Genomic DNA, 24,253 nt, shown 5'->3' with positions numbered 1-24,253 from the left:
GTCAGGTGGGCGGGGCCGCGGACCGCGCTGCCGCCAGGGCGGCCAGATGGCGCTCGACCGTGCGTCCGATGGCCGCCGCCGGGGCGGGCCGCAGCATCTGCTGGTGGCCGCAGTCCACGTCGTACGCGTCGATGCCCCGGCCGAGGTGCGGACCCCAGCTCTTGACCTTGAGGGCTCGCTCCTCGGCGGTCGGCCCGCGGTGGTCGCCGCTGTCCCCGCCGGCCGCCACGAAGAGCGTCATCGGGCAGCCGTCGAACCGGCCGGGGGTGAACCGCTGGAACAGCTCCAGGTTGTTGCGCATGACTCTCAGCAGGCGCTCCAGGGTGTCCTGGCCGAGCCCGGCGAGCGGGCCGCCGCCGCGCGCGAGGTGTGCGGCGACGCCCCGCGGGGTGAGCCGGCCGGGCCCCGCCGCTTCGGCGCCGGCCTCCGCAAGGAAGTCGGCGAGGAACTCCTCGTCGGTCGGGCGGACGCCCCGCGCGTCGTCGGGGTACGCGTCCAGGTTCGCCAGGTACGCCACTTCCTCGCCCCGCTCGCGCAGCCGAACGGCCATCTCATGGGCGACGACGCCGCCGTAGGACCAGCCGAGCAGGTGGTACGGGCCCGTCGGCTGGATGCTCGTGATCCGGTCCAGGTAGTCGTCGGCGACGTCCCGGAGGTCCTTGGGCAGGGGTTCGGACTCGGCGATGCCGCGCGCCTGGAGGGCGTGGACGGGCTGCTCCGGGTCCAGGTGCCCGGCGAGCGCCGTGAACGGGATGCCGAAGCCGAGGCCGCCGTGCACGCAGAAGAGCGGAGGCCTGCTGCCGGTTGCGCGGATCGGCAGGACCGGCCCGAGCAGGTCGAGTTCACCGCCGGTGGTGTCCGCGCTCGCGGCCAGGGCGGCGACGGTGCGGTGCTCGAAGACGGCGGCGAGGCTGATCCGCAGCCCCGCGCGGGCAGCGCTGTTGACCAGCCTGATCGCCTTGAGGCTGTCGCCGCCGAGGGCGAAGAAGGCGTCGTCGGGGCCGATCGGGCCGATGTCCAGCACGTCCTGGACGGCCAGGCACAGCAGCCGTTCCCGCTCGGTGCGGGGCCCGCGCGGAGGGTGCTCGCCGGTTGCCGTGGCGGGACGGGCCGGCGCGGCCGGCAGGGACCTGACGTCGAGCTTGCCGTTGCTGGTCAGCGGCAGTTCGGACAGCGCGACCCAGCTGCCGGGCACCATGTAGCCGGGCAGCCGCAGCGCCAGGTACTGCTGCAGCTCCGCGGGTTCGGGGTGCCCGTGGTCAGGGGCGGGTACGACATAGGCGACCAGGTGCCGCCGGCCGTCGCGCCCGGCGGGGGCCAGGACGGCGGCCCGCGCCACCGCCGGGTGGGCGGCCAGCAGCTGCTCGATCTCGCCGAGTTCGATGCGGAAGCCCCGGATCTTCACCTGCTGGTCCGCGCGGGCCACGTAGTCGATGCGCCCCTGGCCGTCCCAGCGGACCAGGTCGCCCGTGCGGTACATCCGGGCGCCCGGCGCCCCGTAAGGGCAGGCCACGAAGCGCTCGGCGGTCAGGCCTGGCCGGTCGAGGTATCCGCGGGCGAGCCCATCGCCCGCCAGGTACAGCTCACCGACCACCCCGCGCGGCACCGTGCGCAGCGCCTCGTCCAGGACGTACGCGCAGGTGGCCCCGATGGGCAGTCCGATCGGGACGCTGGCGCCGCCGGTGGCCAGGGCCGTGTCCTGGATGGTGGCGAAGGTGGTGGTCTCCGTCGGCCCGTACACGTTGTGGACGTCCGTGTCCGGCAGTGCGGCCCGCAGCCGTTCGATGTGCTCCTTGGAGAGCGCCTCGCCGCCGGTGAGCAGCGCCCGCAGGGGGGCGAGGGCGCGCGGCCGCGTGTCGGCGAGGGTGTTGACGAACTGGGTGGTGAGGAAGGCGATCGTCACCCCGGCCCGGCCGAGGAACGCCTGAAGGGTCTCGGGGTCCGCGGGCCCCGGCGGGCAGACCGCGAGGCGCGCGCCGTGGGTGAGCGGTCCCCAGAGCTCGAAGGTGGACGCGTCGAAGGCGACCGGCGCGAAGTACAGGAAGGTGTCCTCGCGGGTGACGCGCAGCTGGGGCAGCCCGCACACCAGCCGTGCGGCGGCCCGGTGGGAGACGGCGACGCCCTTGGGCCTGCCGGTGGAGCCCGAGGTGTAGATGACGTAGAGCAGGTCGTCGGGGTCGAGGCGTACGGCGGGCGCGGGAGTGCCGGGCAGCCCGGCGAGGACATCGCGGGTGGCGGGCGCGTCGAGGACCACGGTCTCCGGGGGGAGACCGCCGGCTTCCGGCACCCCGGCTCCGGCGGCGGCCGCGTCCGCGAGGCGGTCCGCCAGTGACTCCTGGGTCAGCAGGAGGCGGGCCCCGCTGTCCGTGATCAGGCCGCGCACCCGCTCGTCCGGGTGGGACGGGTCGATGGGCAGGTAGGCCGCGCCCGCCTTGGCGATGGCCAGGACGGCTGTCACCACGGCGGGGCCGCGTTCCAGGCACAGGGCCACGAGGTCGCCGCGCCGGGCGCCCCGGTCGATCAGGAGGTGCGCCAGGCGGTTGGCCTCGGCGTCCAGTTCGGCGTACGTGGTCCGTACGAGCCGGCCGGGGTCGCCGGGCTCCGCGTGGATCAGCGCGACCGCGTCCGGTGCGGCGGCGACCTGCCGGGCCACCAGGTCGGTGACCGTGGTGCGGGGGGTGCCGAGGTGGTGGGTGCCGAGGGCCAGGAGTTCCGTGTGCTCCTCGGGGTCGAGGATGTCCAGGCGGGACAGCGGCCGGTCGGGCTCGGCGAGCGCGGCGGCCAGCAGCCGCAGGTAGGCGTCGGTGATACGGCGGGCCGTGGTGGGCTCGAAGAGGTCGGAGCTGTACTCGACGGTGAGCGTGAGGCCCCGGCCGTGCTCGCGGCCCGGCTCACTCTCCTCGGTGAACTGGAGGAAGAGGTCCCATTTGGCCGTGCCGCCGGGCATCGGCTCCTGCCGTACCAGGAGCGCGGCGTCCGCGTCCGTGCGGGCTGTGTGGGCGGTGTCCGCCGTGGCCGCCGCGTTCGGTGCGTCCGGCGCCTCCTGATGGCCGAGCATCACCTGGAACAGGGGGTGCCGGGACATGGACCGCTCGGGATTGACCGCCTCCACGAGCTTCTCGAAGGGCACGTCCTGGTGCCGGTAGGCCGCCAGGTCGTACTCCTTGACCCGTTCCACCAGTGCCCGCAGGCCCGGGTCGCCAGAGGTGTCGGTGCGCAGCACCAGCGTGTTCACGAACATGCCGACGACGTCGTCGAGGCGCTCGTCCGTGCGACCCGCCACGGGGCTGCCGAGCGGGATGTCGGTGCCCGCGCCGAGCCGGGTGAGCAGCGCCGCGAGCGAGGCCTGGAGCACCATGAACACGCTCACACCCCACCGCGCCGCCAGCTCGCGCAGGTCACGGGCGAGCGCGTCGGGGACGGCCGCCCGCACGGTACCGCCGCGGTGGCTGGTCCGTGCTCCGCGCGGGAAGTCGAAGGGCAGCGCCAGCTCCTCCGGCAGGCCCTCCAGCGCCTTGGTCCAGTAGGCGAGTTGGTGGGCCAGCTCGCTGTCCGGGTCGCTCTCGTCGCCGAGCACCCGCCGTTGCCACAGGGCGTAGTCGGCGTACTGCACGGGCAGCGGCGGCAGTGCGGGCGCGCGGCCGGCGCGGCGCGCCTCGTAGGACTCGGTCAGGTCGCGGGTGAGCGGCGCGAGGGACCACCGGTCGCCCGCGATGTGGTGCAGGACGAGGAGCAGGACGTGCTCGTCGGGACCGAGCGCGAAGAGGCGGGCCCGCACCGGGATCTCCGTCGCCAGGTCGAAGCCGCGGGCGGCCTCGGCGGCGAGCCGGGAGGGCAGGACCGGCTCGGTCGTGACGCTCACCGGCAGGGGTATGGGGGCGTCGTCCGGCTCGAGCACGCGCTGCTCGGCCGGGCCGACGCCGCCCGGGGAATCGGCGCCGGGACCGGGGGAGGACCCGGCGCCGATGGTCTTGGGGCCGTGCGGGGCGGCGGTCCCGGGCAGCGGCGGGAAGACGGTGCGCAGCGCCTCGTGGCGCGCGACGACATCGTGCAGTGCCGCCTCCAGGGCCACCACGTCCAGGTCTCCGGAGAGCCGCACCGCCAGGGGGATGTTGTAGAGCCCGCCGGGCGCGCCGAGGTGTTCGATGAACCAGAGGCGCTGCTGCGCGTACGACAGCGGCAGCCGTTCCGGACGCGGTCCCGCGACGAGCGGGGCCCTGCCCCGCTCCGCGCCGGGCAGCCGGGTGGCGAGCCGTGCCACGGACGGGGCCTCGAACAGGTCCCGCACCTGGAGTTCGACGGCCAGCTCGGCGCGGACCCGGTTGACGATGCGCGTCGCGAGCAGCGAGTGGCCGCCGAGGGCGAAGAAGTCGTCGTCCACGCCCACACGTTCGAGCCCGAGGACCTCGGCGAAGACGCCACAGAGCACCTCTTCCTCGCGGGTGCGCGGTGCGTGCGCCGACGTGGCGTACTCGGGTGCGGGCAGGGCGCGGCGGTCGAGCTTGCCGTTGGCGGTCAGGGGCAGGGCGGCCAGCGGGACGAACGCCGCCGGGACCATGTAGTCGGGCAGCCGCTCACCGGCGAACCGCCTCAGCTCCGCGGCGAGGGCAGCGCCGTCCGTGCCGTCGTCGCCCACCACCACGTACGCGACGAGGCGCTGGTCGCCCGGCCGGTCCTCACGGGCCAGCACGGCGGCCTCGGCGACCCGCGGGTGCCTGGCGACGACCGTCGCGATCTCACCCAACTCGATCCGGAAACCGCGCAGTTGCACCTGCTCGTCGGCGCGTCCGAGGTAGTCGAGGGTGCCGTCCGGCCGCCACTGCCCCAGGTCGCCGGTGCGGTACATGCGGGCGCCCGCGGGGCCGAACGGGCAGGCCACGAAGCGGACGGCCGTCAGGTCGGGGCGCCCCAGGTAGCCGCGTGCCAGGCCGGGGCCCGCGACGTACAGCTCACCGGGCACGCCCGCGGGTACGGGTTGCAGCGCGCTGTCGAGGACGTACACCCGCAGGTCGGGGATGCCGCGCCCGATCACACTGGCGCCGCCGCCGGCCGCCGTCGCCGCGTCGAGGGCGTGGTGGGAGACGTGCACGGTGGTCTCGGTGATCCCGTACATGTTGACCAGGAGCGGCGCGCCGGTGCCGTGGTCGCCGTGGCGCGCGTACCAGTCGCCGAGCCTGCCCACGTCGAGCGCCTCGCCGCCGAACACAACGTGGCGCAGGGCCAGTTCCCGTGGCGGGCGGGCTTCGGCGTCGGCGCGCATCAGCTGGTGGAAGGCGGAGGGCGTCTGGTTGAGGACGGTGACCCGTTCTTCGGCGAGCAGGTCGAGGAAGGCGTCCGGCGCGCGCGACACGTCGTACGGCACGACGACCAGGCGCCCGCCGCGCAGGAGCGCGCCCCACAGCTCCCACACCGTGAAGTCGAAGGCGATGGAGTGGAAGAGCGTCCAGACGTCGTCGGAGCCGAAGCCGAAGAGCGGGTCGGTGGAGTCGAGGAGCCGCACCACGTTCTGGTGTGGCACCACCACGCCCTTGGGGCGGCCCGTGGACCCGGAGGTGTAGATGACGTACGCGGGGTGCTCGGGACCGACGGCGGAGCCCGGGTCGGTGTCCGGGCCCGCGGCGAGCTCGGCCCGCGTCCGTTCGTCGCCGAGGTCGACGCGCTCCACGGCGAGCCCGTCCGGCGGCTCGGGGAACTGTCCGTCACCGGTCAGCAGGAGCGCGGGGCGCGCGTCGCGCAGCGTGTAGGCGATGCGGTCGGCGGGGTGGCCGGGTTCGAGAGGCAGGTAGGCGGCGCCCGCCTTGAGGACGGCGAGCACCGCGACGATCAGGTCGGCGCCGCGCGGCAGCGCGAGCGCCACGAACGTCTCGGGCCCCGCGCCCCGCCGGATGAGGAGGTGGGCGAGCCGGTTCGCGCGCGCGTCGAGGTCGCGGTAGGTGAGGGAGGTGCCGGGCCCCTCGGACGCGGGCACCGTCACCGCGACGGCCTCGGGTGTCCGCGCGGCCTGCGCGGCGAAGAGCGCGGGGATGGTCGTACGGCGAGGGGGCGTCCCGGAGGTGTCCGGGCCGCCACCGCTCCACTCGGTGAGGATGCGGTGCCGTTCGGCGGGTTCCAGGGTGCCGAGGTGTGCGAGGAGGGTGTCCGGGTCGTCGGCGACCTCACCCAGAACGCGGGCGAGGCGGTCGAGGAGCCGCCGGGCGTCCTGCGGCTCCGTCTGCGAGGCCTTGTGGGCGAGGTGCAGTTCCAGGCGTTCGCCGGGGAACACGGTGAGGCTCAGCGGGTAGTGCGTGGCCGAGCGCACCTGCGCCGCGCTCACCGCGCCCGCCGACTCCCGGCGCAGGCTCTCCTCGTCCAGCGGGTAGTTCTGGAAGGCCAGCACGGTGTCGAAGAGTTCGCCCTGGACGGCGGATGCGGCCTGTACCTCGGCGAGCGGCAGGTGCTCGTGCGGCATCATCGCGATCTGCTGCCGGGCCAGTTCCCGGAACAGGTCACTCGCCCGCAGGCCGGGGCGGAGGCGGGCGCGCACGGGCAGTGTGTTGGCGAAGAGCCCGATCATCGACTCGACGCCCGGTACCTCGGCGGGGCGGCCTGAGGTGACGGCGCCGAAGACGACGTCCTGGCGTCCGGTGAGCCGCCCGAGCAGCAGTGCCCAGCAGCCCTGGACGACGGAGTTGAGGGTGAGCCCCTGGCCGCGGGCCCAGCCGGCGAGCGCCGCCGTCCGCTCGCGGGACAGGGCGTGCCGCACGGTGACGGGCAGCTCCGGCGAGGGTTCCGCGTGGGGCAGGGCGCGCACGGGGCCGTCGAGACCGTCGAGCAGCTCGGCCCACGCCGCCCGCGCCGCGTCCCGGTCCCGGCTCTGCAGCCAGGCCAGGTAGGAGCGGTAGGGCAGGGGCGCGGGCAGCTCCGCGCTGCCGCGGCCCTGGCCGAGCAGCATCAGTTCGCGTACGGCGAGCGGGAAGGACCAGCCGTCCATGAGGATGTGGTGCACGGACCACAGCAGCCGGTGGTGCCGCTCGCCGAGCCGGATCAGCGTGAACCTCATCAGGGGCGGCCGTGCCGGGTCGAACGGGTGCAGCCGGTCCTCGTGCGCGATCCGCCGCGCCTGCGCCGCGCGCTCGGCTTCGGGGAGCCGGGTCAGGTCCCGGACCTCCCAGTCCGGTTCCATCCCTTCTTCCTTGAGGACGACCTGGACGGGTTCACCGTTCTTGCGGTTGCGGAAGCAGGCCCGCAGGTTCGGGTGGCGGCGCAGCAGGGCGGCCGCGGCGGCGCGCAGGCGATCACCGGTCTCCTCGGCCTCCGCTTCGATGTCCGCTTCGATGTCCGCGACGAACTGGAGCGTGTAGAGGGCGGCTTCCGCCCGGTCGTACGCGGACAGGAAGAGCAGCCCCTGCTGGAGCGGCGAGAGCGGCAGCACTTCACTGATCTTCGACCCGGTCTTGGGCGCGGTCACGACAAATCCTCACTCAGCTCGAGTTCGAGGTCGGCGAGTTCCTCGTCGGAGAGGGCGATCAGGCTGCTCTCCGGGTCCACGGCGGGCACGGGCGGCTCGTCCCGCTCCCGCTCGGCGGCGGTGCGGGCGAGGGCGGCGACGGTCTTGTGGGTGAAGATGTCGCGGGTGGTGAGGGAGAGTCCGGCCTTGCGGGCGCGGCTGACGACCTGGATGGAGCGGATGCTGTCGCCGCCGAGGGCGAAGAAGTCCTCGTCGATGCCGACGGTGGGCTGGCCGAGGACCTCGCCGAAGATGCCGCACAGGACCCTCTCGGGCTCATCGCGCGGCCCGCGCCGCTCCGCCTCGTCCATGTGTTCGGGCTTGGGCAGTGCCTTGCGGTCGAGCTTGCCGTTGGGGGTGAGCGGCATGGCGTCCAGGACCAGCCAGGAGGCGGGGATCATGTACGCGGGCAGCAGCCCGGACAGGTGCTGCTGGACGCGTTCGGGGTCAAGGGCCGCTCCCGCGCCGGAGAGGTAGCCGACGAGTCGCGGGTTGCCGGAGGCGTCGGGCACTACGGCGACGGCGGCGTCCGTGACGCCGTCGAGCCCTCGGACGACGGCCTCGATCTCGCCCAGTTCCACGCGGCGTCCGCGGATTTTGACTTGGTGGTCGCGGCGTTCGATGAATTCGAGTTGGCCGTCGGGGCGTTGGATGACGCGGTCGCCGGTGCGGTACATGCGGGTGCCGGGTCCGGCGAAGGGGTCGGCCATGAAGGTGGTGGCGGTGCGGGCGGGGTCGTGGAGGTAGCCGCGGCCGACGCCGGCGCCTCCGACGTAGAGCTCGCCGGGGGTGCCGGTGGGGACGGGCTGGAGTTCGTCGCTGAGGACGTACAGGCGGGTGTTGCGGACGGGGGCGCCGATGGGGACGCGTCCGTTGAGGGTGTCGGTTGCTGTGATGACGGCGTGGGTGACGTCGTCGGAGCATTCGGTGGGGCCGTAGGCGTTCATGAGGGGGATGTGCGGGTAGCGGGTGTGCCACCGTGTGCACAGGTCGGCGGGGAGTGCCTCGCCGGTGACCATGAGCCAGCGCAGGTCGGGGAGTTGGGGGGCGTCGTCTTGTATGTCCCAGGCGTCCAGGGCGGCTCGCAGCAGTGAGGGCACTACTTCGAGGACCGTGACCTGTTCGGTGTGGGCCATGGTGAACAGGGCGGTGGGGTCGGCGGCCATGTCGGTGCCGGAGACTCGTACCTGGCCGCCCACGAGGAGGGGTGCCAGCATCTGCCATACGGACACGTCGAAGGTCAGGGGCGCGTTCTGCACCACGGTTTCGCCTGCTGCCAGGTCCAGGTCGCCGACCTTGGCCCACAGGTGGTTGACCATGCCCGAGCGCTGCACCATTGCACCCTTGGGGCGGCCCGTCGAACCGGATGTGAACATCACATACGCCAGATCCAAACCACCACCCACAGCCGGGGGCACCGCCCGCGCGGTCAGACCGTCCTCCAGAGCGATGACGGTGACGGGAGCGGCCGTGTCCTGTGCGGCCGTCAGCTCGCGGGCGCTCACCTCGTACCCGGCGCCGAAGAGCAGGAAGCGGGCGCCGCTGTCCCCCAGCAGAGCGGCGTTGCGGGCCACCGGAGCGGCCGGGTCCAACGGCAGGTAGGCACCGCCCGCACCCAGGACACCCAGCACACCCGCCACGAACGGCACACCCGGATCGGCCAGCATCGCCACCACCGAACCCGCGGCAACACCGCGCCCGGTGAGTGACCGGGACAGGCCGCCGGCCGACTCCACCAGCTCCCGGTAGGTGACGGATCCGGCGTTGTCCGTGACGGCGGTCCCGTCGGGGATCCGGTCGGCGACGGAGCGTACGCGCTCGACGACGCCGAGGCTCTCCTCGGTGATCGACGGATCCCACGTGCCCAGCAGGCCGCCGAGCTCACCGGGGGCACCGGCTCTGCCGAGGATCGCGGGAGCGGTCACGTCGATCCGGGCGATGGGCAGCTCGGGGTGTTCGGCCACCGTGCGCAGCAGGTGCTCGAACATCACGGCGATCCGCTCGACGTCCGCGCGGGTGAACTGGTCCGGTGCGTAGTCCAGGCGCAGGTTCAGGGTGTCGCCGGGGAAGACGGCCATGCTCAGCGGGTGGTGACGTGCGTCCCTGGCCTCGGCGCTCACCACGCGCGGGCCCCCGTCGGAGGTACCGGTGTCCGGACCACCCGCGTCCAGCGGGAAGTTCTCGAAGAGCACCACCGTGTCGAAGACCTCGCCGGAGAGCCCGGCGGCCTTGTGGATCTCGACGAGGCCGAGGTGCTCGTGCGGGAGCAGCGCCGTCTGCTGGTCCTGGAGGGCGCGCAGCAGCTCCGTCAGGGTGGACCCGGGATGCAGGCGGGTGCGGACCGGGACCGTGGTGAGGAACATGCCGATCATCGACTCGACGCCCGGTACCTCGGCGGGGCGGCCTGAGGTGACGGCGCCGAAGACGACGTCCTGGCGTCCGGTGAGCCGCCCGAGCAGCAGTGCCCAGCAGCCCTGGACGACGGAGTTGAGGGTGAGCCCCTGGCCGCGGGCCCAGTCGGCGAGCGCCGCCGTCAGCTCCGGGGACACCTCGGCCCGTACGGAGTCGGGCAGCACCGGCGCGCGGTCGGGGTCGGCCGGGACGAGCAGCGTGGGCTCGGTCACGTCGCCGAGCACCGCGCTCCAGGCCCGCCGGGCCTCGTCGCGGTCCTGCGCCGTGAGCCAGGCCAGGTAGGAGCGGTACGGGGCGGGCTCCGGCAGTGCGGTGACGTCCGCGCCGGGCGCGCAGAGCGCGAACAGCTCCTTCACGAGGAGCGGCATCGACCAGCCGTCGACCAGGATGTGGTGGCTGGTCCAGATGAAGCGGTGCCGTCCCTCGCCGTGGGTGACGAGCGTGAAGCGCAGCAGCGGCGGGGCCGCCAGGTCGAAGCGCCGGGTGCGCTCGGATTCGGTGATCCGGTCGAGCTCGGCGGCGCGCTCGGCCTCGGGGAGGTGGCGCAGGTCGGCCTCCCGCCAGGGCAGCTCGGCGCTCCGCGGGACGATCTGCACCGGGGTGCCGTCGGGGCGGGCCCGGAAGCCTGCGCGCAGGTTCGGGTGCCGGTCGAGGAGGGCCTGCCCGGCGGCGCGCAGCACGGCGGGGTCGAGGTCGCCCGCCACCTCGGCGACGATTTGCAGGGTGTATACGTCCACGGCCTCCTGGCCGTCCTGCCCGGCCCGGCCGACCTGGCCGTCCTGGCCGTAACTGCCGCCCTCGGTGCCGGCGGCGTCGTACTCCGCGTGGAACAGCATGCCCTGTTGCAGGGGCGTGAGCGGCAGGATGTCGGCCAGCGCCGTGCCGGAGCGCGCGAGGTCGGCCTCGTACTCCTCGATCTCCTCCTGGGCCACTTCCACCAGCGGCAGGTCGGAGGGGGTGCGGCCACCCGCGTCCGGGTGGGCGGCGTGCCGGGACAGCAGCTCCAGGGCGCGGAACCAGGTCTGCGCGATGTCGTGCGCGTCCTCGTCCGCCACGGCCTGTCCGGCCCAGGCCCAGTTCGCGATCAGGTGCGGGCCGTCGTGGCGGTCCTCGGTCGCGGGCGTGACGTCGATGAGGTGCGGCAGCGGCATGCCGGGGTGCGCCCCGGTGCCGACGACGCCGTCACCGCCGGCGGGCTCCCACAGCCCGGCCTCGCGGGCGTCGAAGCGGCCCATGTAGTTGAAGCCGATCTGCGGCCGGTGGTAGCCGGACAGGGTGCGGGCGGCGTGGGGGTTGAGATAGCGCAGCAGGCCGTGGCCGACGCCTCGGTCGGGCAGGGCGCGCAGTTGTTCCTTGATCCGCTTCAGGGCACCGGACAGCGCCGGGCCGCCCGCCCACACCTCGTCCCAGTCCAGGGGGCCGGGGTCGAGACGTACCGGGAAGGCGCTGGTGAACCAGCCGACGGTGCGCGACAGGTCCAGGCCGTCGACGAGCTGTTCGCGGCCGTGGCCCTCCAGTTCGATCAGGGTCTGTGCGTAGTGGGCGTGGCCGTGCCGCCTGCGCCAGTCCGCGACGGCGAGGGCGAGTCCGGTCAGGAGGACGTCGTTGACCTCCGCGTGGAAGGCCGCGGGGACGTCGGTGAGCAGCGGGCCGGTGAGGTCGGGGCCCAGTTCGAGGCGCAGGCCGCGCCGGGTGCCGTAGATGTCCTGGGCGGGATCGAGCCTGCGGGTGCCGACCAGCGGGTCGGGGCCCTCCAGGATGTCCTGCCACAGGGCGAGTTCGCCGCCGCGCACCTGGGTGCGGGCCTGCTCGATGAGCAGCCGGGACCAGCTGCGGTACGAGGTGCCCACGGGGTCGAGGGCCGGGGTGCGGCCCTCGGCGAGCGCCTGGCAGGCGGCCTCCAGGTCGGGCAGCAGGATGCGCCAGGACACGCCGTCGACGACGAGGTGGTGGGCGCAGAGCACGAGCCAGCCGGTGCCGGCGCCGGGTCCTGCGTCGAGCAGTACGGCCTGGATCATGACGGCGGCGGCGGGGTCGAGGCGTGCGCGGGCCGCCGCGGCCTGCCGCTCGGCGAGGCCGAGGATGTCCTTGGCGTCCTCCGTGCCCGCGCCGGTCGTGCTGTCCGTGCTGTCTGTGCTGTCCGTACTGGCTGTGGTGCCCGTGCTGTCTGTGGTGTCTGTGGTGTCTGCGGGCTTGTTGATGCCGTACGCGCCGCCCGCGTCCACGGCCGCGACCAGGCGTACGCCGTTCAGCGCGCCGGGCGCAAGGACCTCCGTCTGCCAGAGCCCGGGGGACGGTTCGGTGGCCCGGGTGCGCAGCGCGTCGTGGTGGTCGACGACGGCGTGCAGGGCGGCGTCGAGGTGGTCGGCGTCGAGGCCGGCCGGGACGCGTACGACGACGTGCTGGCTGTACTTGACGACGGGACCGGTCAGGCTCCGGGTGTCCTCGTGCAACTGCCCCATGATCGGCGTGAGTTCGTACACGCCGACACCTGTGTCGTCGTCACCCGTGCCGATTCCGCTCACGGAGTCCGTGTCGACCCCGCCCGCGGTGCGGGCGAGGGCGGCGACGGTCTTGTGGGTGAAGATGTCGCGGGTGGTGAGGGAGAGTCCGGCCTTGCGGGCGCGGCTGACGACCTGGATGGAGCGGATGCTGTCGCCGCCGAGGGCGAAGAAGTCCTCGTCGATGCCGACGGTGGGCTGGCCGAGCACCTCGCCGAAGATGCCGCACAGGACGCTCTCGCGCTCGTCGCGCGGACCGCGTGTCGTGTCCTGCTCGACGGCCGCGGGCTTGGGCAGTGCCTTGCGGTCGAGCTTGCCGTTGGGGGTGAGCGGCATGGCGTCCAGGACCAGCCAGGAGGCGGGGATCATGTACGCGGGCAGCAACTGGGCGAGCTCGGCGCGGACCCGGGCGGCGTCCACGTCGGGCCCGGTCAGGTAGCCGATGAGTCGCGGGTTGCCGGAGGCGTCGGGCAGGACGGCGACGGCGGCGTCGACCACGGTGTCCAGTCCCCTGATGACGGCTTCGATCTCACCGGTCTCCACGCGGCGTCCGCGGATTTTGACTTGGTGGTCGCGGCGTTCGATGAATTCGAGTTGGCCGTCGGGGCGTTGGATGACGCGGTCGCCGGTGCGGTACATGCGGGTGCCGGGTCCGGCGAAGGGGTCGGCCATGAAGGTGGTGGCGGTGCGGGCGGGGTCGTGGAGGTAGCCGCGGCCGACGCCGGCGCCTCCGACGTAGAGCTCGCCGGGGGTGCCGGTGGGGACGGGCTGGAGTTCGTCGCTGAGGACGTACAGGCGGGTGTTGCGGACGGGGGCGCCGATGGGGACGCGTCCGTTGAGGGTGTCGGTTGCTGTGATGACGGCGTGGGTGACGTCGTCGGAGCATTCGGTGGGGCCGTATGCGTTCATGAGGGGGATGTGCGGGTAGCGGGTGTGCCACCGTGTGCACAGGTCGGCGGGGAGTGCCTCGCCGGTGACCATGAGCCAGCGCAGGTCGGGGAGTTGGGGGGCGTCGTCTTGTATGTCCCAGGCGTCCAGGGCGGCTCGCAGTAGTGAGGGCACTACTTCGAGGACCGTGACGTGTTCGGTGTGGGCCATGGTGAACAGGGCGGTGGGGTCGGCGGCCATGTCGGTGCCGGAGACTCGTACCTGGCCGCCCACGAGGAGGGGTGCCAGCATCTGCCATACGGACACGTCGAAGGTCAGGGGCGCGTTCTGCACCACGGTTTCGCCTGCTGCCAGGTCCAGGTCGCCGACCTTGGCCCACAGGTGGTTGACCATGCCCGAGCGCTGCACCATCGCGCCCTTGGGACGGCCCGTCGAACCGGATGTGAACATCACATACGCCAGATCCAAACCACCACCCACGGCCGGGAGTTCCGTGACGCAGTCGGCGTCGGTGGGCTCGGCGAGCGCGAGCGCGGTCAGTTCCGTCCGGTCTCCGTCAGCAGCTGTGAGCGCGGACGTGAGCTCGGCCGCCGCCTCCCGGTAGGCGCTGCCCGTGAGCAGGAAGCGGGCGCCGCTGTCCCCCAGCAGAGCGGCGTTGCGGGCCACCGGAGCGGCCGGGTCCAGCGGCAGGTAGGCACCGCCCGCACCCAGGACACCCAGCACACCCGCCACGAACGGCACACCCGGATCGGCCAGCATCGCCACCACCGAACCCGCGGTGATCCGTGCGGTGCCCAGCCGGGAGGCGACGCCCGCGGCCCGCGTCAGCAGCTCGCGATAGGTGACGCTCCGCGTGCCGTCGGCCACGGCCACGGCGTCGGGGGTGCGCGCCGCCACGGCCCGCACCCGTTCGACGAGTCCCTCGTACGCCTCCCGCTCGGCGGCCGGGTCCCAGGCGCCGAGCACACCGAGGGGCTCACCGGGCGCACCGAGACCGGTCTGCCCGAGGGGCCGGTCGGCGGGCATCGCGGCGAGGTCGGCCAAGAAGGCCACGAAGCGGGCGAGATGGGCGGCCAGCTCCGCCGAGTCGTACAGCTCGGGGTTGCCGTCGAGGTGGATCTCCATCGTGCCGTCGGCCGTGTTGAGGACGGTCATGATCAGGTCGTTGACGATGCCGGTGGAGAGGTTGACGACCGTGCCCCCGCAGGTGTCGCCGAAGCCGAGCTGCGGGTCTTGGTTGAGGACGTTGATGAACGGCCCGAAAGCACGCCGGTCGTCGATGTGCAGGCCGATGTCCCGGCGGATGCGGTCGCCCCGGTAACGCTGGTGCTTGAGGGCGCCCGACACCTCCACCCAGGCCTGGCGCAGGAGCTGTGAGCGGGTCATCTCCGGCCGCACGCGCACGGCGAGCGGGAGGTAGTTGGCGAGCATGCCGGGGATCTCACGGCTGACGGCGCCGACGCGTCCGGTCACCGGCAGGGTGAGCAGCGGCTCGGCGACGCCGGTCACGCGCTGCGCGTAGGCGGCCATCGCGGCGACCATCAGGACGGGCATGGTGACCTTGCCGTCCGCGGCCATGGCACGCAGCGCGTCGGTGGCCCCGGTGTCGAGGCGGCAGGTGTGCCGCAGGGCGCCGCGCCCCCGGGCGGGCTCCTGCGCGGAGAAGGAGACGAGCTCGGGCGCCCGTCCGTCCCGGCCGCCGGCGGTGAGGAGGCGCCCGGTCCAGTAGGCACGGTCCCGGTCGACCTTCGGCGAGTCCAGGTAGTCGCGCTCGGCGTCCAGGAGGCGGTGGAAGGGCGGGATGGCATCGCCGTCGAGTTCCGCCTCGGTACCGCCGGCGGCGAGCCGGGTGTAGAGGGCGGCGAGCTTCGGGTACAGCAGCGCGCGGCTGAAGCCGTCGGCGAGGATGTGGTGCATGCAGAGGTAGAGCAGGTGGTGCTCGGGGCCCAGGGCGATGAGCGCGCCGCGGAACAGCGGGAAGTCGGTGACCCTCATGGGCTCGGCGTGATCGGCGCGCATCCACCGTTCGGCGGCGGCGAGCGGATCGTCCTCGCCGCTGAAGTCCATGGACTTCAGGGGGAGCTGCGCGAGCGGCCGGACGATCTGGCCCGGGGCCCCCGCCTCCTCGACGAACTGCACGCGCAGTCCCTCGGCCTCGTGACCGAGGCGCTGGAGCGCCCGTCCGAGCAGCTCGGTGTCGAGCGGGCCGCGCAGGTCGATGTAGTCGGCCATGTTGTAGGCGAGCGGTCCGGTGGTGAACTGCTCGTCGAACCAGATCTCGGCCTGCGCCGCGGTGAGCGGGAGGACGGCGCCTCGCTTGGTCGTCATTTCTTTCTTCCCCGTCATTCTCAGCCTCAGCTCTGCCCCGACTTCGGACCCACCCGTCACTGCCACTCAGCCGGAAACCGTCTCGAATCCGGCACCGAATTCCGTGGCGAGGTCGCCTTCCGCGAGGGCGCCTTCCATGAGGCCGCCCCCCGCGATCCCGCCCTCCGTGATTCCGCCGCTCGTGAGGATTTCGGAACCGAGCGAATTCCGTACCCAGTCGTCGTGGTAGACGGTGTCCATATAGCGCTCGCCCAGGTCCGGCGAAATGGTCACGGCGGTCACCTCTTCGCGAACGCCTCCGGCTCCGTCCCCGTACTGCTCGGAGAGCCAGCGCAGCGACCCGGCCACGACGGTGCCCGTGGAGCCGCCGAAGAGGAATCCGTGCCGCATCAGCTCCCGGCAGGCGCGCACGGTGTCCGCCTCCGCGACATGGACCGTGTCGTCGACCAGGGACTCGTCGAGGAGGGCGGGTCGCACGCTGGTGCCGAGGCCCGGGATGTGCCGGGTGGCCGCGGGGCCGCCGAAGGTGACGGAGCCGACGCTGTCGACGGCGACGACCCGCACCGAGGGCCGCCGCTCACGGAAGTAGCGGGCGCAGCCCATCAGGGTGCCCGTGGTGCCCGCGCCGATGAACAGCACGTTCAGGTCGGGGAACTGCCGGGCGATGGCCGGCGCGGTGGTCCGGTAGTGGGCCAGCGCGTTCCCGGGGCTCAGGTACTGGTTGAGCCAGACCTTCTTCTCGTCGGCGGCCAGCAGCGCCTTGACGTGGCGGATCCGCGCGCCGAGGAAGCCCTCGGTCTCGTGCGGCTCGGTGATGACGTGGACCTCGGCGCCGTAGGACTCCATGGTGCGCCGGGTCACGGCGTTGCAGCGGGAGTCGGTCACGCACAGGAACTTGAAGCCCTTGGCGGCGGCGAGCACGCTCAGGGCGACTCCCATGTTCCCCGACGAGGACTCCACCAGGGTCGAGCCGGCGCCGAGCACACCGGCGGCCTCCGCCTGCGCGACCATCTCGCGAGCGGCCTTCAGCTTGATGGATCCGGCGAAGTTGAATCCCTCGACCTTCAGAAAGAGACGGCGTCCGAAGAACGGCTGCAGATTCACGAAGAGGTCGCTGACATCGAATTCATGCGACGCGGATATAACCGGCACTGACGACTCCTGGCCTTCGGTAACGAATTAGCCTCGCCGTGCACACTCCCTCCGCGCGCTGACGATGGGCTGACGGACTGATGACGGTCCCGGCATCGCAGGCCGGAGGCGGTGCCGGGCGCGTTTCGTCAGCGGGACGTCAGCCCCTCGTCAGTTGCCGGTCAGTGCCATCGGAAATTGTCGAATTCCGATATCTGGCTCTTCCGTGAGGAGCACGGCTTGAATCGCCCGTCCGCCATCAGTGAAGTACTTCCGCTCTCGCCTTTGCAACAGGGTCTGCTCTTTCTTTCCGAGTACCACCGCGAGGAAACGGACGTCTACACCATTCAGCTGGTGGTGGATTTCGAGGAGATGACCGGCTCCGACGTCACGGCTCTGCGCGGTGCGGCCGGCGCGCTTTTGGAACGGCACCCCAATCTGAAGGCCTGCTTCCGGCACCGGAAGAGCGGTGAGGCGATCCAGGTGATCCCCGCCTCGGTGGAACTTCCGTGGCGCGAGGTGGACCTGGGCGCCGGGGACCGGACGCCCACGGCGGCGGAGCTCGACCTCGTGGCGGAGGAGGACCGGCTGCGCCGCTTCGACCTGTCCCGCCCGCCCCTGCACCGCTTCACCCTGATCAGGGCGGGTGGCGGGCGCTGCCGCCTGGTGTGGACGGTCCACCACATCCTGGTCGACGGGTGGTCGATGGCGGAGCTGATCCGCGAACTCGCGGAACTGGCCAAGGAATTCGCGTCGGAGCCGCCCACCGTCTCCACCGCCGCCGCCCCCGTGCCCGCCCCCGTCGGCCACGGCCTGCCCGCCACCGCCCCCTACCGCGCCCACCTGTCCTGGCTCGACGCGCAGGACAAGGAGGCCGCCAGACAGGCCTGGTCGGACGCGCTCGCGGGTGTGTCGGAACCGACGCGGCTCGTCCCCGCGGAGGCCGGGAGCGGTGCCCGTGCGGAGGACCGCAGGGCACTGCCCGAGCAGGTCCCCGTCGACCTCACACCCGAGGCCTCCGCCGCGCTCGTGCGGTTCGCCCGCTCCCGCGGCCTGACCGTCAACGCCGTGGTGCAGGGCTGCTGGGCCCTGCTCCTGTCCAGGCTGACCGGCCAGGACACCGTGGTGTTCGGCGCCGTGACATCGGGCAGACCGGCGCAGATCCCGGACGTCGAGCGCATGGTGGGCCTGTTCGCCAACACGCTTCCCGTCACCGTCCACGTGGACCCGTCCCGCACACCGGCCGACCTCTTCGCCGCCGTGCAGCGGGCCCAGACGGACCTCCTCCCGCACGAGCACCTGACGCTGGCGGAGGTGCAGCAGCTCACCCCCGTACGCGGCGAACTCTTCGACACGGCCCTGATGTTCCAGAACTACCCGATAGGACAGCTGCCGCTCACCACGGACGCGAGCCCTCGGGTGACGGGCGTCGACATCCGCTCCGCCACGCACTACCCCGTGACCCTCACCGTCTTTCCCGGCACGCCCCTCGGGCTGACGGTCAACCACATCCCCTCCCGCCTCCCGCACGCCGCCGCCCACCGCATCGGGCGCCGCTTCGCGCGCCTCCTGGAGGACACCGTCACGCGGCCCGACGTGCCGTGCGGACGCCTCGACGTCCTGGACCGGGCCGAGCGGGCGGACGTCATCGACGTACGCAACGACACCGCCGCGGACCTCCCCGGGCACTGGCTGGCACCGCTCCTGGAGGAGTGGGCCGTCCGGAGCCCCGACGCCCCGGCGGTCACCTGCGGCGACGAGCGGCTCAGCCACCGGGAGCTGCACGCGCGGGCCGACCGGCTGGCCCACGCCCTGTGCGCGGCGGGCGCGGGACCGGAGCGGGTGGTGGCCATCGCGCTCGACCGGTCCTGCGACCTGGTCGTCGCCGCCCTGGCCGTACTCAAGTCCGGCGCGGCCTACCTCCCGCTCGACCCCGACTACCCCGTCGACCGCCTCCACTACATGCTGGCGGACGCCGCGCCCGTGGTGACGCTCACCCACCGCCGCGTCCGGGCCCTCCTCGCCGAGGAGGACGGGGCGAGCACGGGCGAGCTGTGGGTCCTCGACGGGCCGGACGCCTCCGCCGGTCCGCCGGCCGCCGGGGACCTCGGCCTGCCGGGGCCCTTCCCGCCTCCGCGCGCCGACCATCCGGCCTACGTCATCTACACCTCGGGCTCGACCGGCCGCCCCAAGGGCGTCGTCGTGCCGCACGGCGCCCTCACCAACCTGGTCCACGACATGTGCGGGCGCTCCGGCGTGACCTCGGCCGACCGGTTCCTCGCGGTCACGACGTTCGGCTTCGACATCGCCAACCTGGAGCTGTTCGTGCCGCTCGCGGCGGGCGCCGAGCTGCTCGTCGCCGACCGGGAGACCGTGCGCGACCCGGCCGCCCTGGCCACCGCCGTCACGTCGCTCGGTGCCACCCTGATGCAGGCCACACCCAGCCTCTGGCAGACCCTCGCCACCGACCACGGGTCCCGGCTGGCCGGGGTCCGTGCCCTGGTGGGCGGCGAGGCGCTGTCCGGGCCGCTCGCCCGGGCACTCACCGCGCATTGCGCGTCCGTGACCAATGTGTACGGCCCGACGGAGACGACGATCTGGTCGACGGCCGCGGCCCTGACAGCCCCCGTGGCCACCGCGCCGCCCACCCCGCGTACGACGGACGAGGCGCCGGCCGAGCCGGGCCCGCCCCCCATCGGCGGCCCTCTCGCCAACACCCGCGTGTACGTCCTCGACCGCGCCCTGCGCCCCGTTCCCGACGGAGCCTTCGGCGAGCTGTACATCGCCGGGTCCGGGCTCGCCCGCGGATACCTGGGCCGTCCGGGCCTGACGGCGGAGCGTTTCATCGCCGACCCGTTCGGGCCGCCCGGGGCGCGCATGTACCGCACCGGGGACATCGTGCGCTGGGACCCCGCCGGTACGGCCCTCGAGTACGCGGGCCGCAGCGACCACCAGGTCAAGATCCGCGGCTACCGGATCGAGCTCGGCGAGATCGAGTCCGTGCTCGGCGCGCAGCCCGGGGTCCAGCAGGCCGTCGTCACGGCCCGCACCGACCACGGCGGGGAGACCCGCCTGGTCGCCTATGTCGTACCGGCAGGGACCGACCACGACCGGCTGCGGGAGCGCGCGTCCGTGGTGCTGCCCAAGCACATGGTCCCTGCCGTGTACGTTCCCCTGGACGCCCTGCCCCTGACCCCGAACGGCAAGGTCGACCGGAAGGCGCTGCCCGCGCCCCCCGGCGAGCGCGCCGGGGCGGGCAGGGCGCCGGTGGGGGCACAGGAGGAACTGCTGTGCGCGGTCTTCGCGGAGGTGCTCGGCCTGGAGCGGATCGGCGCCGACGACGACTTCTTCGCCCTCGGCGGTCACTCGCTGTCCGCGATCCGGGTCGCCAACCGGCTGCGCTCGGCCCTCGGCGTGGACGTCCCGGTGCGCGCCCTGTTCGACGCCCGTACCGCGCAGGCCCTGGCCCGCACGCTGCCCGAGGCCTCCGGCGCCCCCTCGGGGCCGCCCGCCGGGTCCGGCACCCGCCGCCCGCCCCTGCGCGCCCTCCCGCACCGGCCGACCGCCGTCCCCCTCTCGTACGCACAGGAACGCCTGTGGTTCCTGAACCGGATGGACGGCGCGTCCGGCACGTACAACATCCCCCTGGTCGTCCGCCTCCGCGGCCCGCTCGACCCCGCGGCGATGACGGAGGCGGTACGTGATGTGGTCGCCCGCCACGAGAGCCTGCGCACCGTCTTCGCGGAGGCCGACGGACTCCCCGCCCAGCTTCTCCTCTCCCGCGAGGAGGCCGACGAGGCGGGCGCCCGCCTGGAGCACGTGCACCTGCCCGGCGAATCAGCTCTCGCCGCGGCCCTCGCCGCCGAGGCAGCCCACCCCTTCGACCTGTCGTCCCAGGCACCCGTGCGCGCCCGGCTCCTCACCCTGGGCGCCGACTCCCACGTCCTCGCCCTGACGGTGCACCACATCGCCGCCGACGGCTGGTCCCTCGGGCCGCTCGCCCGCGATCTGACGTCCGCCTACCGGGCCCGGCTCACGGGCGCGGCACCGCGGTGGGAGCCGTTGCCCGTGCAGTACGCGGACCACGCCCTGTGGCAGCGGGAGCTGCTCGGCGCCAAGAGCGACCCGGACAGCCTGCTCGCGAAGGAACTCGCGCACTGGCGCGAGGCGCTGGCCGGCCTCCCCGAGGAGCTCGACCTGCCCACCGACTTCCCGCGCCCCGCGCGGGCCGGACACCGGGGCAGAAGCGTCGCGTGCACGGTCCCCGCCCAAGCCCACGCCCGCCTGGCGGATCTCGCGCGGCGCAACACGGCAAGTCTCTTCATGACCGTCCACGCCGGGCTCGCCGCCCTGCTGACCAGGCTGGGCGCGGGCACCGACATCCCGCTGGGCAGCCCCGTGGCGGGGCGTACCGACGAGGCGGTCCGCGATCTGGTCGGCTTCTTCGTCAACACGCTCGTCCTGCGCGCCGACACCAGCGGCGACCCCACGTTCACCCAGCTGCTCTCCCGGGTGCGGGAGAGCGACCTGACGGCGTACGCCCACGCCGAGCTGCCCTTCGAGCACCTCGTCGAGGAGCTCAACCCGGCCCGCTCACTGGCCAGGCACCCCCTCTTCCAGGTCATGCTGGCCTTCCAGAACAGCGCGGACCCGCTGCCCGAACTGCCGGGCCTCACGGCCGAGGTCGAGCCGGTCGGCACGGTCACGGCGAAGTTCGACCTCTCCTTCCAGGTGACGGAGCGGACGGCCGCGGACGGCACCCCCGACGGCCTGGACATCCTCCTCGAGTACAGCGAGGACCTGTTCACCGAGGCGACGGCGGCCCGTATCGCGCAGGCCCTCGCCACCCTGCTCGACGCCGCGGCGCACACCCCCGACGCCCCGCTCAGCTCGCTGGGCCTGCTCACTCCCGAGGAGCGCCACACGCTCCTCACGGTGTGGAACGGTCACCCCCACCCGCAGCCGCCGGCCACCCTCGTCTCCCTCTTCGAGGCGAACGCGGCCCGCACCCCGGACCAGCCGGCACTGATCGCACCTGACCCGGGCCACGCCGGGCCCGCCCACCTCACCTACGCCGAACTCGACACCCGGGCCAACCAGCTCGCCCACCTCCTCCTGCGGCGCGGTGTCGGACCCGGTGACCTCGTCGCCCTGGCCCTGCCGCGCTCCGCCCGGCTGGTGGTCGCGCTGCTCGCCGTCCTCAAGACCGGCGCGGCCTATCTGCCGGTCGACCCGGACTACCCGGCCGAGCGCATCGCGTACATGCTCGGGGACGCGGCGCCCGCCGAGGTCCTGACCGACGCGGTGGCCGCCGAAGGCCTTCCCGCGCTGCCCGCCGGAGCCGCCCGCCTCGTCCTCGACGACCCGGACACCCTTGCCCGGCTCGCCGACCGGCCCGGCACCGCCCCCACCGACGCCGACCGCACCCGCCCGCTGGCGCCGCGGGATTCCGCGTACGTGATCTACACCTCGGGCTCGACGGGTCGCCCCAAGGGCGTCGTCGTGCCCCACGCGGGCGCGGCCAACCTGGCCGCCAACCAGCGGGCACGCCTGGGCACCGGGCCCGGCACGCGCGTCCTTCAGTTCGCCTCGTTCAGCTTCGACGCCAGCGTGTGGGAGCTGTGCGCCTCGCTCTTCTCCGGCGGCACACTCGTCCTCGCCACCGCCGACAGCAGACTCTCCCCGGAGATCCTGGTCGACCTGCTCATGGAGCACGGCATCAACCACGTGGTCCTGCCGCCCACCGTGGTCGCCTCGTTCCCGGAGGCCGCCGAGCTCCCCGATGATCTGTGCCTGCTCGTCGGCGGCGAGGCATGTCCCCCCGCCGTGGCCGAGCGTCTCGCCCGGCTCGGCACCCCGCTGCGCAACGCCTACGGGCCGACCGAGACCTCGGTCTGCGCCACCTGGAGCGAGCCGCTGGCCACGGGCGGCAAGCCGCCGATCGGGCGCCCCCTGGACAACGTCCGGGTGTACGTCCTCGACCCGGCCCTCTCACCGACACCCGTCGGTGTCACCGGTGAGCTCTACGTCGCCGGGGACGGCCTCGCCCACGGATATCTGGGCCGCCCCGCCACCACGGCCGACCGCTTCGTCGCGGACCCGTTCGGACCGCCCGGAGCGCGCATGTACCGCACCGGCGACCTCGTGCGCTGGCGGCCCGACGGCACCCTCGACTTCCTCGGCCGCGCCGACCACCAGGTCAAGCTCCGCGGCTTCCGCATCGAGCCGGGCGAGATCGAGGCCACCCTCACCCGCCACCCGGTGGTCGACCAGGCCGCCGTCACCCTCACGCCGTCACGGACCGGCACCCCGCAGCTGACCGGGTACGTCGTGCCCGTCTCCGGCGTCGCCGCCGTCGACGTGCCCGTCCTGCGCGCGTACGTCGCCGAGTCCCTGCCCGCGCACATGGTGCCCGCGGCCCTGGTGACCCTGCCCGCGCTGCCCCTGACGGCGAACGGCAAGCTCGACACCCGTGCCCTGCCCGACCCCACGGCGGCCGGCGCCACCGAGGCGGTCGCCCCCGGGCGCCCACCGCGGACGGCCGCCGAGGAGATCCTGGCCGGCGTCTTCTGCGAGCTGCTCGGCCTGGAAGAGGTGGACGCCGACGGCGACTTCTTCGCCCTGGGCGGCGACAGCCTGCGGTCGGTACAGATCGTCAGCCGCGCCGCGAAGGCGGGACTCACGCTCTCGCTGGCCGATGTCTTCGCCCACAAGACGGTGGCGGCCCTCGCCGCTGCCGCCCGCACCACCGCCCCCTCGGCGCCCACCGAGGCCGTCCCGCTCGCACCCCTCCTGCCCATCCGGCCCACCGGCACCGCGGCCCCCCTCTTCTGTGTCCACGGCGGGGTCGGTTTCGGGTTGCCGTACGCGGAACTCGCCCCGCACATCGACGCGGACCGGCCGCTGTACGCCCTCCAGTCCGACGGCATCGCGGCGGACGCGGACGGCTGGGACCGGCCGAAGGACATCCCGGCCCTCGCGGCGACGTACGTCGAACGCGTCAGGCAGGTGCAGCCGCACGGGCCTTACCACCTGCTGGGCTGGTCGTTCGGTGGCCTGGTCGCGCACGAGATGGCCGTCCGGCTCCAGGCGGCGGGCGAGGAGGTCGCCTTTCTGGCGGCGCTGGACGTCTATCCCGTGGCGCCCGACGACCCGAACCCCTCCGATGAGGGGATCCGCGCCGCGTTCCTCGAACACCACGCCAAGGGCGCCGACATCGGCGCGGAGGACCTGCGCCGTCTCATGGCCGTCATGCGCCACCACACCGACATCGCCCGCGAGTTCAGCCCCGGGCGGTTCGCCGGACCGCTGACACTCTTCGTCGCCGCCGACGAACAGCGGGGCGCGGACGCCGCGCTCCCGCAGCGCTGGCTCCCGCACCTGGAGGGGCCGCTCACCGTGCGCGAAGTGCCCTGTGGCCACGAGGAGATGCTCACCCCGCGAGCTGCCCGGCACATCGGCGCCCTGGTCGACGCGGCTCTGGGACATCGCTGAACGCGGCGGCGCC

General features: G+C 73.6%; 4 protein-coding genes. 1 reads left to right on the top strand and 3 read right to left on the bottom strand.

Annotated features, from left to right (window positions below; genetic code table 11):
* Nucleotide 1 precedes the first annotated feature (1 nt).
* The 3 genes from ACF062_RS23280 to sbnA all read right to left on the bottom strand — a co-directional run bounded on the left by ACF062_RS23280 (nucleotide 2) and on the right by sbnA (nucleotide 16,767).
* Nucleotides 2-7,447, bottom strand: a complete 7,446-nt coding sequence (locus ACF062_RS23280) for an amino acid adenylation domain-containing protein (protein WP_392140856.1) — start codon at nucleotides 7,445-7,447, stop codon at nucleotides 2-4.
* Complete coding sequence (locus tag ACF062_RS23275) at nucleotides 7,444-15,615, bottom strand: amino acid adenylation domain-containing protein (RefSeq protein ID WP_392140854.1); 8,172 nt, start codon at nucleotides 15,613-15,615, stop codon at nucleotides 7,444-7,446. The genes ACF062_RS23280 and ACF062_RS23275 overlap by 4 nt, the downstream gene beginning before the upstream one ends.
* Before the next feature lie 66 nt (nucleotides 15,616-15,681).
* Complete coding sequence (gene sbnA / locus ACF062_RS23270) at nucleotides 15,682-16,767, bottom strand: 2,3-diaminopropionate biosynthesis protein SbnA (RefSeq protein ID WP_392140852.1); 1,086 nt, start codon at nucleotides 16,765-16,767, stop codon at nucleotides 15,682-15,684.
* A gap of 219 nt (nucleotides 16,768-16,986) precedes the next feature.
* Here sbnA and ACF062_RS23265 point away from each other — a divergent pair, with 219 nt between their 5' ends.
* A complete protein-coding gene (locus tag ACF062_RS23265) occupies nucleotides 16,987-24,240 on the top strand; it encodes an amino acid adenylation domain-containing protein (RefSeq protein WP_392140851.1) in 7,254 nt (2,417 codons plus the stop codon).
* Nucleotides 24,241-24,253 lie beyond the last annotated feature (13 nt).

Origin of the sequence: Streptomyces sp. NPDC015345 (assembly GCF_043078805.1) — a bacterium.
GTDB lineage: Bacteria > Actinomycetota > Actinomycetes > Streptomycetales > Streptomycetaceae > Streptomyces.
This window is presented reverse-complemented; position numbering and strand designations above follow the sequence as displayed.